The sequence below is a fragment of the Pseudomonas capsici genome, from assembly GCF_017165765.1.
Taxonomy (GTDB): domain Bacteria; phylum Pseudomonadota; class Gammaproteobacteria; order Pseudomonadales; family Pseudomonadaceae; genus Aquipseudomonas; species Aquipseudomonas capsici.
Genome location: NZ_JAFGZD010000010.1, coordinates 133,394 through 149,152, shown reverse-complemented (window position 1 = coordinate 149,152; position 15,759 = coordinate 133,394). Strand labels below are relative to the sequence as shown.

General features: G+C 62.1%; 3 protein-coding genes. All 3 read right to left on the bottom strand.

From position 1 onward, the window contains the following. Positions 1 to 824 precede the first annotated feature (824 nt). The 3 genes from JSY17_RS15505 to JSY17_RS15495 all read right to left on the bottom strand — a co-directional run bounded on the left by JSY17_RS15505 (position 825) and on the right by JSY17_RS15495 (position 15,709). Positions 825 to 1,052 carry an MbtH family protein gene (locus JSY17_RS15505; protein ID WP_206402277.1) on the bottom strand — a complete coding sequence of 76 codons (228 nt, stop codon included), beginning with the start codon at positions 1,050 to 1,052 and terminating at the stop codon, positions 825 to 827. 81 nt (positions 1,053 to 1,133) lie between these two features. Continuing rightward, positions 1,134 to 2,534: an aspartate aminotransferase family protein gene (locus tag JSY17_RS15500; RefSeq protein WP_206402276.1), complete on the bottom strand. Its 1,401-nt coding sequence runs from the start codon at positions 2,532 to 2,534 to the stop codon at positions 1,134 to 1,136. Positions 2,535 to 2,710: 176 nt separating this feature from the next. Beyond that, the gene (locus JSY17_RS15495; protein ID WP_232849473.1) at positions 2,711 to 15,709 is read right to left on the bottom strand and encodes a non-ribosomal peptide synthetase; all 12,999 of its coding nucleotides are present in this window, start codon (positions 15,707 to 15,709) and stop codon (positions 2,711 to 2,713) included. Positions 15,710 to 15,759: the final 50 nt, after the last annotated feature.

Genomic DNA, 15,759 nt, shown 5'->3' with positions numbered 1-15,759 from the left:
TATCCGGATTTTCCTCAGTGGCAACTAACGGTTCCGTCTTTACGACGGCCCCCTTTTGTTTCGGCAAAAGGGGGGAAAACCATGCGCTCCGGGTTCGGCCCCGGCAAGCCGGGGTTCCCTCGCTCCGGCATTGCTCCGTGGGTACGCACCGACGGGCCGTCCCTAGCCCGGCGGCGCTTGCTCGGCGTCCTGCCTCGCAACCCACTACACAACGCCTCCACTCGGCCGTCACCAACGTCGCAATCGGCGTTGTCTGGGCTTTTTGTGTTTAAAAAGAAAAGCAGAGCCAAACAACAGCAGTTCTTTAACGCGATAGTGCAGACACCGTAGAACGCGACGTTGGTGAAGGCTGAGTGGAGGTGCTGATCCGGTGGGAACTCTGCATGGATGCAGAGTTAGCCGCATTGGGCCATGGATGGCCCATTGTGGCGACCGCCGGATCAGTGCCGGAGCGAAGGAACCGCGCCGTCAGGCGGGGCCGAACCCGGAGCAATGGCTTTGGTTACTTTGGCCGAAACCAAAGTGACGCGCCGTAAAGGCGCAAGGCGGCCCCAAGCCTGGCAAATCATCAAGTAACGGGCACGCTCATCCTCGGCGGGCATATCCGGATTTGCCTGAGTTGCAACTAACAGTTCCGTCTTTACGACGGCCCTCTTTTATTTGTCGCCTGTAATAAAGCTGTCGCGAGCAAGCTTGCTCCCACAAGATGAGCGCAATCCTTGTGGAAGGGCTTGCCCGCGACAGGTCAAGGCGATAATCCCCAGCCTGCACATACAAAAACGCCCCGATAATGATCGGGGCGTTTTTGTATGACGGGTCTGCAATCAATGCACGGAGGCTGACTGCGCTTCCATCTTCTGACGCAGGCTCAGTGGACGCATGTCGGTCCACACCTCTTCGATGTAGGCCAGGCATTCCTTCTTGAAGCCGCTCTTGCCTACGGTGCGCCAGCCATTGGGGATCGCCTTGTAATCCGGCCAGATGGAATATTGCTCTTCGTGGTTGACCACGACCTGAAAGACGATGTCGTCGCGGTCGAAAACTGAAGTCATTGCTGCTCTCCATGGTTATTCAGTGCCGATGCGCCAATTCACAACGGCTATGTAAAGTGAACGTATCGCTACGTCGGAAAATTAAAGGCTGGCAACAGCCGCCGAAAGCGCACGACCGAATATACCGGCCACTTCGTCGATCTGCTCGGCAGTAATCACCAGCGGTGGCAGGAAGCGCACGACGCTGCCGTGACGACCGCCCAGTTCCAGAATCAGCCCGCGCTTGAGGCATTCGCGCTGAACCAGCGGTGCCAGACGGGCAAAGACCGGTGGGTGCCCCAGAGCATCGGGCTCGCCATTGGGGTCTACCAGTTCGACACCCAGCATCAGCCCGCGACCGCGAATATCCCCCAGTTGCGGGAAGTCGCGCTGCAGTTCGCGCAGGTGCCGGGTCAGACGTGCGCCCACGGTGTTCACGTGCTCGCAGACGTCATGTTCCTTGAGATAGCGCATCACCGCCGAACCGGCAGCCATGGCCATCTGATTGCCGCGGAAGGTCCCGGCATGCGCCCCTGGCTGCCAGGTGTCCAGCCACTGGCGATAGACCACCACTGCCAGCGGCAGGCTGCCGCCGATGGCCTTGGACATCACCACGACATCCGGAATGATCCCCGCATGCTCGAAGGCAAACATCTTGCCAGTACGCGCAAAGCCGCTCTGGATTTCATCGACGATCAGGGCAATTCCGGCCTTCTCGGTGATACGGCGCAGACCGCGCAGCCAGTCCAGGTCCGCGGGAATCACCCCGCCCTCGCCCTGCACCACTTCGACGATCACCGCAGCCGGTAGCTGTACCCCGGCTTCGGGATCGTTGAGCAGGTTTTCCAGATAATTCAGGTTGGCCTTGACCCCTTGCGCACCACCCAGACCGAACGGGCAACGGTAATCGTAGGGATACGGCATGAACTGCACACCGGAGCTGAGCAAGGCCCCCAGCGGTTTCTTCGGCCCCAGGCTGCCCATCAGGCTCAAGGCACCTTGGCTCATGCCGTGGTAACCGCCCTGAAACGACAATACCGTGCTGCGCCCGGTGGCGGTACGCACCAGTTTCAAGGCTGCTTCCACCGCATCGGTGCCGGTGGGGCCGCAGAACTGGATTTTCGCTTCCTGCGCCAGTGCCTGTGGCAGCAGGCCGAACAGGTCCTGAACGAACTGATCCTTGACCGGTGTGGTGAGGTCCAGGGTATGCAACGGCAGTTCGTCGCCGATGACCAGCTGAATGGCCTCGATCACGACCGGATGGTTATGCCCCAGCGCCAGGGTGCCAGCGCCCGCCAGACAATCGATGAAACGACGCCCCTCGACGTCCTCGACATGAATACCCCTGGCACGCTTGAGCGCCAGAGGAATACGTCGCGGATAGCTGCGGGCGTTGGATTCCTGACGATTCTGGCGGGCCAGCAAGGGCGATTCGTCGAACTGGTAAAGCGTCTCGGCAGGCTGCGCCGGCTGATCTTCAATAAACCTGGTAGCGACTGACATCTGTGCAACCCTCAATACGCTGTCGATAAGCGAAATGTCCATGTGGCCCGATACACGCACTTGAGTCGTGTATCGGGCATTCATTGCTTCATTGAAAAACGCGCCAGCCGCCTGCGGATTTACACCCTGTCACGGCTTTTTTGTCAGCCGTGCGCGTGCGCCGACGAGAGGCTGATTTACAGCCCCTCCAGTTCAGCCATCAGATCCGCCAGCCGGTCGAATTTCTGCTCATCGACCTTCTGTCCACCCAGGCCTTCCAGATACCCTGCCAGGCCTTGAATGGTGTTGAACTCGAACATGGCGCGCAGCGGTACATTGCGTTGCAGCAGCTTCTGCGCACGGGTAACCACTTGAGTCGCCAGCAGCGAGTGACCGCCCAGCTCGAAGAAATTGTCGGTGATCCCGACACGCTCAACCTTCAACACATCGGCCCAGATCGTCGCCAGTTGCTGCTCAAGCTCGCTCTGCGGTGCCACGTAATCGTTCTGCACCTGACTGACATCCGGTCTTGGCAGGGCCTTGCGGTCCAGCTTGCCGTTCGGCGTCAGCGGCATGGCGTCGAGCATCACCAGATGGCTTGGCACCATGTAGTCCGGCAGGCTGCTCTTGAGGTGGCTTTTCAACTCGTCGCGCAGCAGGTCCGTGGCCTGTGCAGGGGCACGTGGCACCAGATAGGCCGCCAGCACCTTGCCCAGCGGGCCATCGATATCCAGCACCACGGACTCACGAATCGCTTCGTGTTCCTGCAGACGGGTTTCGATCTCGCCCAGTTCGATACGGTAGCCGCGAATCTTCACCTGATGGTCGACACGACCCACATACTCCAGCACGCCATCAGCCCTTCTGCGCGCCAGGTCGCCGGTGCGATACAGACGTTCGCCCGGCGCACCGAACGGGTTGGGCACAAACACCGGCACAGTGCGCAGCGGGTCGCCGACATAACCGCGACCGACACCGGTCCCCGCCACACACAGCTCGCCCACCGCCCCCAGCGGCACCAGCTCCAGCGCCTCGTCGAGCAGGTACAGGCGGTTATTGTCGGTGGGTGTACCGATTGGCAGATAGGTGCTGCGAGTCGATTCCGCATCGACGCGGAAGAACGCCACGTCGTCTGAACACTCGGCAGGGCCATAGGCATTGACCAGTCCGATATGCGGATAGCGTTGCAGCCATTGGCTGGCCAGCTCCGGCGGCATGGCTTCACCGGTCGGCAACATCCAGCGCAGGCCGTCGAGGGTGGCCTTCTCCTCGGCCAACAGCCCTTGAATCAGGGACGGCACGCTTTCCAGCACACTGATCTTCTGAGCCTGAACATGGTTCAGCAAAGCCTGCGGATCACGGGCGATATCGTTCGGCACAATGTCCACCCGCGCACCGAACAACGGAGCCGCGAGGAACTGCCAGACCGAAATGTCGAAGCTTTGCGAAGCGGTCTGGGCGATTACATCGGCATCGCTCAGGTTCAGATAAGGCACCTTGCTCAACTGGTTATTGAGCATGCCGCGCTGCTCGACCATCACGCCTTTGGGCAAGCCGGTAGAGCCCGAGGTAAAGATCACATAAGCCAGATTGTCCGGCGCGCTGTAGCGACCCGGATTGTCCTGCGACAACTCACGCTGCTGCACGCTTTCCCAGACCAGCAGGCGCGGCCGCTTCGCTTCTTCGATATCGGCCAGCAAGGCCTGCGCCTGCTCGCGGCATTCGGCACTGCAGACCAGCACCGGCGTATGGCTTTGCCCGATGATGCCGCTCAGGCGCTGATTCGGCAGCGCCGGATCCAGCGGCAGGTAACCGGCACCGGCCTTGAAACTGCCGATGATCATGCCCAGCAGTTCGGGGCTGCGCTCGGCCAGCAGGGCAATCGGCTGATCGAAACCGGCACCGGCCTCGATCAAGGCATGGCCCAGCCGGTTACCGAGTGCATTCAATTCGGCATAGCTGTACCGACGATCCAGGCAACTGACGACGGCACGTTGCGGATGAGCCGCGACCTGCGCCTCGAACAGCTCGACATAGCTGCGCTCCAGCGGGTAGTCGTGATCGCTCCGGTTGCAGCCCTCGAGCAGGAACTCGCGCTCCGTTGCACTGAGCAGTGCCAGTTCGGACATATCGCCGTGGAAGCCTTCGATCAAGGCCAGCAGCAGGCGCTTGAACTCGCCCAGCATGTTCTGGACCGTGGTTTCGTCGAAGTAACGCTGGTCATAGGAAAGATGCAGCCCCAGGTCATCGCCGGGGTAGCACACCGCCGTCAACGGATAGTTGGTGTGGGTGCGGCCCGAATCCGAGGTGGCATTGAGGCTTTGCGCACGGTCCAGCACCGAGACTTCCACCGGCGCGTTCTCGAACACGAACAGGCTGTCGAACAGCGGCTGGCCCTTGGGCAGCTCGCTGTTTTCCTGGATGGTCACCAGTGGCAGGTATTCGTATTCGCGCAGCTCCATATTGCTTTCCAGCAAACGGTTGAGCCACTGCCGAACGCTGCATCGCTGGTCATCCTGCGGCAGTCCCACGCGCAGGGCGATGGTGTTGATGAACAGGCCGACGGTGCGCTGCATCTGCGGCATTTCCACCGGACGCCCGGCCACGGTCACGCCGAACACCACGTCGCGGTCACCGCTCATGCGCCGCAGGGTCAAGGCCCAGGCCGCCTGGGCAAAGGTGTTGATGGTCAGTTGATGCTGCTGGGCGAGTTCGCGCAATCGCACACCATCGGCCACATCCAGACGGGTGTAACAGTCACCTACCACCATGCCGCCGCTGTCACCGGCATGTTCGCGCAGGAACGGACGGTCGCTCGGGATCGGCGTCGGACGCTCGAAGCCCTTGAGGTTCTGCCGCCACCAGTCACGGGCCTGCACCAGACCACGACGTTGCAGCCAGCCGATGTAATCGCGATAGCGCGGCGGCGCGGCCAGTTGTGCGTCGCGGCCTTCGCCCAGCGCGGTGTAGATGTCGAAGAAGTCGTTCATCAGCAACGAGCGACACCAGGCATCGATCAGGATGTGGTGGTTGCTCATCATGAACCAGTAGCGCGCCTCGTCGACACGAATCAGGCGCAGGTGGAACGGCGGCTGGTTGAGCAGATCGAAACCGGCCTCGCGCTCGGACTTGAGCAAGGCCTGCAGACGCGGCTCCTGCTCGTCATGAGCAACATCGCGCCAGTCCAGATAATCGATCGGCGTATTGCCGGGTTTGTGAATGACCTGCAGCATGGTTTCGCCGATGTCCCAGCAGAACGAGGCACGCAGGGCTTCATGACGGGCAATGACTGCCTGCCAGGCCTGGGCGAAACGTTGCGGGTCCAGTTCGCTGTTGATGCGATAGCGATCCTGCATGTAATACAGACCGGTGCCGGGCTCCAGCAGGGTATGCAGCAGCATGCCTTCCTGCATCGGGGTCAGCGGGTAGACATCTTCGATCTGGCTTGCCGGAACCGGCAGCGCATCCAGATGCGCCTGATCCAGAGCGGCCAGCGGGAAGTCCGAAGGCGTCAGGCCGCCACTGCCGTCAGCGAGACAATGAGCAATCAGCGCCTGCAATTGCTCCAGATAAGCCTGCGCCAGTTCGGCAATGGCCTGGCTCCGGTAACGCTCGCCACTGAAAGTCCAGCGCAGCACCAGTTCGCCACCATACACCTGACTGTCTATGCTCAGTTCGTTGGGCAACGGCGCATGGGCATCGTGAGCCGCGCCCGCCGACTCTTCCAGCGGACGGAACAAGGCATCGCTGGCAAAGCTCTGATCGAACTGCCCCAGATAGTTGAAGGTGATCGGCGCGACCGGCAAGGCCTGCATCGCCGCGCGGCTGGTGCCGTCGGCCAGATAACGCAGCACGCCATAACCCAGCCCCTTGTGCGGAACCTGACGCAACTGTTCCTTGATCGCCTTGATTGATGCGCCCGGACCGTCGAGCAGTGCCGGTGTCAGTCGCAACGGATAGGCGCTGGTGAACCAGCCCACGGTGCGAGTCAGGTCGATTTCGTCGAACAGGGTTTCGCGACCATGGCCTTCCAGTTGAATCAACGCCGACGCCTGTCCGCTCCAGCGGCAGACCACCTGCGCCAGTGCGGTCAGCAGCAGGTCGTTGACCTGAGTTCGATAAGCGCTCGGCGCCTGTTGCAGCAACTGTCGGGTACTTTGCGCATCCAGCCGCACACTGACGGTCTGCGCATGAATATTCTGCTGGCCGCCCAGAGGATTGTCGCAAGGCAATTCGGCACCCGGTCCGTTGAGCTGGCGCTGCCACCAGGCCAGCTCTTCACGCAACGACTCGCTACCGGCATAGGCTTGCAGACGTGCAGCCCAGTCCCGGAAGGCGCTGGTCTTGGCTGGCAACTGAATCGCTGCGGCATCGGCCAGTTGGCGATAGGCGACCTGCAAATCGTCCAGCAGCACACGCCACGAAACGCCATCGACCACCAGATGGTGAATGACCATCAGCAAGCGTTGCTGCCCCTGCGGCCCGTCCACCAGCAAGGCACGCAGCAGCGGACCGTTCTGCAGATCGAGGCTGCGCTGGGTGTCCACAAACAGTGCGGCACACTCGTTCATATCGGCCACACGCGTTTGCAACAGCAGGCTTTCACCGGTCACGGCACGGTGCTCGGCCTGCCATTTGCCCGCATCGTCACGGAAGCTCAGGCGCAAGGCATCATGCTGCTCAAGAAGTGCCAGCAGCGCCTGCTCAAGATGGCGAGGCTCCAGTGCAGTGGTCGGCTCCAGCACCAGCGCCTGGTTCCAGTGCTGACGCCGGGGAATCGGTGTCTCGAAGAACCAGTGCTGAATCGGTGTCAGGGCCGATTCGCCGGTCAGCAGCCCTTGCTCGGCGCGGACCACTTCGCTGGTCGTGGCCACGGCAGCCAGGGTCTGTACGGTCTGGTGCTGGAACAGGTCCCGAGGACTGAAGTGAATCCCGGCCTGACGCGCACGGCTGACCACCTGAATCGACAGGATCGAATCGCCGCCCAGTTCGAAGAAGTTATCGTTGAGGCCGACCTTTTCGACATTCAATACCGCGCACCAGATACCCGCCAGGGTCTGTTCCAGTTCGCTGGTGGGGGCCACATAGCTCTGACGATTGAGTTCCGGGTCGGGCGCTGGCAAGGCACGGCGGTCGAGCTTGCCGTTGGCAGTCAGCGGCATGCTGTCCAGCAGGATCAGGTGCGTGGGCACCATGTAATCCGGCAGTTGCGCCTTCAAGTGTGTCTTGATCGACTCGCGCAGTTGCGCCTGCTGTTCTTCACCCTGCCCGGCCACATCGCTGACCAGATAACCGGCCAGTTGCTTGCCCGCCGGTGTATCCAGCGCCAGCACCACGGCTTCGCGGATGGCTTCATGTTCCAGCAGGCGGGTTTCGATTTCGCCCAGTTCGATACGGAAGCCACGGATCTTCACCTGATGGTCGATCCGCCCCAGATACTCCACCAGGCCATCGGCACGCTGGCGCACCAGATCACCGGTGCGATACAGACGCCCGCCATGGCCGCTGAACGGATCGGCGACAAAACGCTCGGCCGTCATGCCTGCGCGCTGGTGATACCCCTGGGCCAGACCGGCACCGCCGACATACAGCTCGCCGGTCGCACCTTGCGGCACCAGCGCCAGATCGGCATCGAGGATGTAAGCCACCCGGGCGCCCACTACGCTGCCGATCGGCACGCTGGCTTCGCCTTCTTCCAGCCAGGCCGGAGCCAGACTGGCCAGCGGCATGACCACGGTTTCGGTCGGACCGTAGGCATTGAAAAACAGCTCCGGCTTGAAGACCGCCCGAATCCGCTGCAAGTGCTCGCCAGTCAGCGCCTCGCCACCGGTGATGCACATGCGAACCGGCAGGGTCTGGCCCTGGGTCGACAGCCATTGCGCCAACTGGCTGCCGTAGCTTGGGGTGAAGCCGAGAATATTCACCTTTTGGCTGCGGATCAGTTCGCAGATTTCCTCGGCATCCCATTGCCCCTGGGCGCGTAATACCACCCGCGCACCGCTGAGCAGCGGCACCAGCAGACGCTCGGTGGCAGCATCGAAGTTGATCGAATAGAAATGCAGCTCGCAATCATCGGGACGCATCTCGAAGCGGCGAATCACCGCCTGACAGTGCATGGCGATTTCACCGTGGGACACCACCACACCCTTGGGCTTGCCAGTGGAACCGGAGGTGTAGATCAGGTACGCCTGATGCTGCGGCAGGCTGATAAAAGGCAGCTCGCTCGCCGGGTAAGCGGCCAGGGCTGGCGTGTCATCTTCCAGGCACCAGCGGCCGACACCCGCTGGCAGTTCGCCCAAGGCTTCGAGCAAGGCAGCATTGCTCAACAACAAGCCGATGCCGCTGTCTTCGATCATGTATTGCAGGCGTTCCAGCGGATATTCCGGATCCAGCGGCACATAGGCGCCACCGGCCTTGAGGATCGCCAGCAGGCCGACCACCATGTCCAGCGAACGCTCCAGCGCCAGACCGACCCGCACCTGCGGGCCGACGCCACGCTCACGCAGCATCCAGGCCAGACGATTGGCACGGCCATCCAGTTCGGCATAGCTCAGGGTTTCACCCGCAAAGGTCAGGGCCGGTGCGTCCGGACGGGCCTTGGCCTGTTCGGCAAACAGGCTGTGGATGCACTGGTCCAGACGCTGCTCGCCCGCTTCGACACCCAGACTGTCGAGCAACTGCTGACGCTCGGCCTCCTGCAACAGCGGCAGCTCGCTCAAGCGTTGTGCCGGATCGGCCAGCAAGGCTTGCAGCAGATTGAGCAGGTGCCCGGCCATCTGTGCGATACGCGGTTCATCGAACAGATCGGTGCTGTAGGTCAGGCAGCAACCCAGACGATGATCCAGTTCGGTAACTTCCAGGTTCAGGTCGAACTTGGTCGCCCGGGCATCGTTGACCAGATATTCGACTGTCATGCCGGCCAGTTCGCGGCTCTGCTGGAATTCCCAGCGCTGTACGTTGCACATCACCTGGAACAGCGGGTTATAAGCCGCACTGCGTGGCGGTTGCAGGGCTTCGACCAGATGATCGAACGGCAGATCCTGATGGGACTGGCCTTCGATGACCGTGTGGCGAACCTGCTCGAACAGTTGCGCGACGTTCATCTGCCCGTCGAGCTGGACGCGCAGCACCTGGGTGTTGAGGAACGCACCGATCAGCCCTTCGCTTTCCGGACGAATCCGGTTGGCCACCGGCGCGCCGATGCGCAGGTCGGTCTGGCCGCTGTAGCGATAGAGCAGTGTCGCCAGGGTGGCGGTCATGGTCATGAACAGGGTCAGACCATGGCTGGCGTTGAAGGCGCGCACCTTAGCCGCCAGTTCATCGCTCAGGTCGAAACGATACAGCTCGCCCTTGTGGCTCTGCACCGGCGGACGCGGACGGTCGCTCGGCAGCTCCAGCAATGGGTGCTCGTTGCCCAGTTGTGCCGTCCAGTAATCCAGTTGACGCTGACGCTCGCCGGCTTCCATCCACTGGCGCTGCCAGACGCTGTAATCCAGGTACTGCACCGCCAGAGGTTCCAGCGGCGAAGCACGCCCCTCAAGGAAGGCTTCGTAAAGCAGGCCCAGCTCACGGGCGAAGATATCCATCGCCCAGCCTTCGGTGACGATATGGTGCAAGGTCAGGACGAAATAGTGTTCAAGCTCGCCCGCCCGGACCATGCAGGCACGCAACAGCGGACCGGTTTCCAGATCGAAAGGCTTGTGCGCCTCGCTGTCAGCGAACTCTTGCAGGCGACGCTGACGGGCTTCGCCTTGCAGTGCCGAGAAGTCCTGCCACTGCATGCGCAGGCCGGTTTCCTCGGAGACTTTCTGACAAGCCACACCATTGATGCTCGGGAAGGTCGTGCGCAGGGTTTCGTGGCGCAGGATCAAGGCTTGCAGTGCCGCCTCGAAACACTCGATGTTCAGCACGCCGTTCAGACGTGCCATGCCGCCCACGTTGTAGGCCGGGCTGTCCGGCTCCATCTGCCACAGGAACCACATGCGCTGTTGGGAGTAGGACAGCGGTACCGGCTGATTGCGGTCGATCCGGGCAATCCCCTGTTGGCTGTTGCGGACGCCGGAGGCCTGAATGGATTCAACCTGCTCGACAAACGCGCCCAGCTCGCTGGCTTCGAACAGCGCCCGCAACGGCAGCTCGATATCACAGGCCTGACGAACCCGGGAAATGATCTGGGTAGCCAGCAACGAATGGCCGCCCAGAGCAAAGAAGTCATCGCGCAGGCCAATGCGCGGCACGCCCAACACTTCGCGCCAGATAGCAGCGACCTGTTTTTGCAGGTCCGTCTCGGGCTCGACGTGTTCACGGCTCTGCCAGACCGGCTTGGGCAAGGCACGGCGATCCAGTTTGCCGCTGGGGCTCAGGGGCATGCTGTCCAGACGCACCAGTTGCGCGGGGACCATGTACTCGGGCAGCTCAAGGGCCAGGGAAGACTTGATGCGCTCGATCTGTCCGGCGTCGTTTTCCTGCTCCAGCGCTGCCGTGTAGTAGCCGATCAGTTGCGGACCGGAAGCGGTTTCACGCACCAGTACCGCAGCCTGACCGACGCCTTCCTGAGCCAGCAGACGGGCTTCGATTTCCTGAGGCTCGACCCGGAAGCCACGCAGTTTGACCTGCTGATCCAGACGCCCCAAATATTCCAGCGAACCGTCCGCCGCCCAGCGCACCAGATCGCCGGTGCGATACAGACGTGCGCCCTCTTCGCCCAGCGGATCGACGACAAAACGCTCGGCCGTCAGCCCGGGACGTCCGAGATAGCCGCGAGCCAGACCGACGCCACCGATGCACAACTCACCGGCTGCGCCTCGGGGCAGCAGGTTCAGGTCGCTGTCCAGAACCCGGCACAGCACGTTACCCAGCGGGCGACCGATCGGCGAGCGCTCGCCATCCGTCAACCGGCATTGCCAGTGGGTGACGTTGATGGCGGTTTCCGTCGGGCCATAGCGGTTATGCAACTGCACGCTCGGCAATTGCTCCAGAACCCGGTTGCGCAGTTCGGCGGGCAAGGCTTCGCCACCGGAGAACAGGCGGCGCAGGCTATTGCACTCCCGGGCCAGCGGTTCATCGATGAACAGTTGCAGAAGCGGCGGCACGAAATGCAGCGTAGTGACGCCGTATTCCTTGATGAGCCGGGCAATGCGATGCGGGTCGCGATGCTCACCGGGAGCGGCCAGCAACAGGCGGCAACCGGTGATCATGGGCCAGAAGCATTCCCACACCGAAACGTCGAAACTGATCGGTGCCTTCTGCATCAGTACATCGGTTTCGTCCAGCGCATAAGTGGCCTGCATCCATTGCAGGCGCTCGGCCAGTGCGGCATGGGTGTTGCCCACGCCCTTGGGCTGGCCGGTGGAGCCGGAGGTGTAAATCACGTACGCCAGATTATCGCCATGCAGGTGCAGGCCCGGCGCACTGACAGGCCAGTTATCCAGATGCAGGGTGTCCATGACGATGGTGATGACGCCTTCGGCACCCGGCAGATCGCCCAGCAGATGGCTCTGGGTCAACAGCAGTTCAACGCCGCTGTCTTCGAGCATGTAGGCCAGGCGCTCGGTAGGGTAATCAGGGTCCAGCGGCACATAGGCACCACCGGCCTTGAGGATCGCCAGCAGACCGATCAGCAGCTGCGGCGAACGCTCGGCCGCAATCGCCACCTTGACGTCCGGGCCGACGCCCTTGTCCCGCAGGTAATGAGCCAGACGGTTGGCCTGGGCATGCAGGCTGGCAAAGTCGAGGCTGCCGCCGTCCCACATCAGGGCAATGCGCTCCGGGGTCTGGCGAGCCTGAAGATTCAGCAGTTCCGGCAGCCATTGAGCGGCAGGCGCGCAAGGTGCAGCGCCCCATTTCGCCTGTTCGGCCAGCTCATCGGCATTGAGCAATTGCACATCACCCAGCACGATATCGGTCTGCTCGCAGACCTGGGTCAGCAGACGCACGAACTGCCCGGCCATGCGCACGATGGTGTCGCGCTCGAACAGCTCGTCGGCATAGTCGAAAGACAGGTTCAGGCGACCATTGCGATCTTCTTCGCTGTGCAGTTGCAGATCGAACTTGGCTTCACGGCTGTGCCATGGCAGCTCTTCGGCCAGCAGCCCCGGCAGACGGCGCAAGGCGCTCAGGTCCCGTTGCTGATGGTTGAACATGACCTGGAACAGGCCCTGCTCACGGGCCTGCGGGAACGCCTCGACCAGTTGATCGAACGGCAGATCCTGATTGGCCTGGGCCTCCAGCGCCGCCTGACGGGTTTGCGCCAGCAGCGAGGAAAACGGCAGACGTGAATCCAGTTGCGCACGCAACACCAGGGTATTGATGAAGAAACCGATCAGCCCTTGTGTTTCATGACGCGGACGGTTGGCACCGGGCACGCCGATACGAATATCCTTTTGCCCGCTGTAGCGATGCAGCAGGCTCTGGAAACCGGCCAGCAGCAACATGAACGGCGTCGACTGATAAGCCTGGGCGGCCTGTTTGACCGCTGCACTCAACTCGCTGCTCAGGCGCAGGCTGTAGCGCGAAGCGCTGTGCTGCTTGCGGGTCGAACGCGGATGATCGGTGGCCAGCGTCAGGGTCGGCTGCTCGTCACCCAGTTGTGCCTTCCAGTAATCCAGTTGACGCTGAGCCTCGCCACGGGCCAGCCATTCGCGCTGCCACTGACCGTAATCGGCGTAACGCAACGACAGCGGTGCCAACTCCAGAGGCTGCTCCTGAATGGCAGCGGCGTAGAGGCGCGAGAATTCGTCGATCAGCACATTCAGCGACCAGCCATCGGCCACAATGTGATGCAGCGTGACCAGCAACTGATGCTCTTCATCGTCCAGCTTCACCAGCGTGACGCGCAGCAGCGGGCCGGCTTGCAGATCGAACGGCAGGCGTGCCTGCTCTTCGCGGATGGCCTGGGCACGGGCCTGGCGCTCTTCGCCGGACAGATCGCTGATATCGATCACCTGCAGCGGAAGTTCGCTGATCGGGTCGATACGCTGCAAGGCCACGCCGTCCTGCTCGTAGAAACGGGTGCGCAGGGATTCATGGCGTTCGACCAGGCGCTGAAAGCTGCTGCGCAGCGCGGTGATGTCCAGCTCGCCCCGCAGGTGCAGGCCACCGGGAATGTTGTAGGCACTGCGTTGCGGGTCCATCTGCCAGAGGAACCACAGGCGGTTCTGGGCCAGGGATTGCGGCAAGGCATCGTTGCCCGACAAGCGGGGAATGGCATCCTGAGTCTGACCTTCGCGTTGCAGTACTTCGATCTGCGCAACCAGCGCCGCCAGGGTCGGTGCCTCGAACAGCAGGCGCAGGTTCAACTCGATACCCAGCGCATCGCGCAGGCTGGCAACCACCTGGGTCGCAATGATCGAGTTACCGCCCAGCAGGAAGAAATGGTCATCGGCGGCCACCTCTTCCACTTGCAGATGCTCGCACCAGATTCTGGCTACACGGGCCTGCAGATCAGGGCCGGTAGCTGACACTGCATCTTTGTCGGCAACGATGTTCTGCGGGAATACCGCATAGCTGTCCAGGCTGCCATCGACCAGACGGGTGCGGCAGGCAGAACGTTGCAGCTTGCCGCTGGAGGTCTTGGGCAAGGCTCCCGGGTTGAGCAGCACCACCACAGTGGGCGCTTCCTGAAAGGCTTCGGCCACGGACTGACGGATCATCCTGATCAGCGTCTCGGGAGCCAGGGTTTTCTGCACACTGCGCCCCACTTCAGCCGCAATGCCGATCCCTTCACTGCCCTGCTGAGTAACCGCGAACGCTGCAATCCGGCCTTTGCGAACCACATCGACGTCACGCTCGACAGCCTTTTCGATGTCCTGCGGGTACAGGTTGTGCCCACGCACGATCAGCATGTCTTTCAAGCGACCGGTGATATACAGCTCGCCATGACGCAGGAAACCCAGGTCGCCGGTGCGCAGCCAGGTACGACCCTCATGCTCGATAAAGGTCTTGCCCGTGGCTTCGGGATTGCGCCAGTAACCATGGGCGATGCTCGGGCCACAGGCCCAGATTTCACCCACACGGTTTTCCCCCAGTACCGCCAGGGTCTGTGGATCGGCAATCAGCACGCCATGTTCGGGCTGGCTGGTGCCGCAACTCATCACTGGATTGCCGTCACCCGGCTCGGCCACGTTGCGCGCCAAGGCACGTTCATCCAGACGCAGGGACGGAATACCCTTGCCGCGCTGACCACCGGCCACGAACAGTGTCGCTTCGGCAAGGCCATAGGAGGCGAAGAAGCTGTCCGGGGTGAAACCGCACACGGCAAACTTTTCGGCAAAGCTGTCCAGGCTGTCCTGACGAATCGGCTCGGAGCCCGAATAGGCCACGCGCCAGCGGCTGAGGTCCAGACGCGCCAGCGCCGAATCGCTGACCCGTGAACTGCACAATTGATAAGCGAAGTCCGGGCCGCCGCTAATGGTGCCGCCGTATTCGCTGATCGCCTCCAGCCAGCGCAGTGGCCGGGTCAGGAAATAGGCAGGCGCCATGAGTACGCAGGGCACGCCGCTGAAAATCGGTTGCAGCAAACCACCGATCAGGCCCATGTCGTGGTACAGCGGCAGCCAGCTGACGATCACATCATCGGGGTTGAGATCGATACCGAAGCCGTGACGGATCAACAGTTCATTGGCGACCAGATTGCCATGACTTACCTGAACGCCTTTGGGCAAGGCGGTGGAACCGGAGGTGTATTGCAGGAACGCGATATCGTCGCTGCTCAGGACCGGACCTTGCCAGCCTTCGGCGATGGCGCTGTCGAGGGTGTCGACACACAGCAGTTGCGGGGCATTGGCTGCCGCCAGCTCATCCATCTGCAGCAAGGCCGGGCGCAGGTCGGAGCCGGTCAGCAACAGACGCGGTTCGGCATCGGCGATGATCGACAGCAGACGCTCCTGGTGATGACGACGATTGGATTCCGGCGGATAGGCCGGTACTGCAATCACACCGGCATACAGACAGCCAAAGAAGGCCGCCACGTAGTCCGGCCCGCTATGGAACAGCAGAATGGCCCGCTCACCCGGCTCGGCCCGGGCTTGCAGCGCGGCGGCGATGGTCCGGGCACGCAGGTCCAGATCACGGTAGGTCAGCACGATGCCCTGATCTTTTTCGTCAGTGAGAAAACGCAGGGCCAGACGCTCAGGCGTCTGCGAGGCGCGACGCTGAAGGGCCTGTGCCAGGGTATCGGGGAGTTCAAACGCATCCATGATGAGGTTCCTGCTGTATTCGGCTTGCCAAATGAGGTCTGGATTTCAAG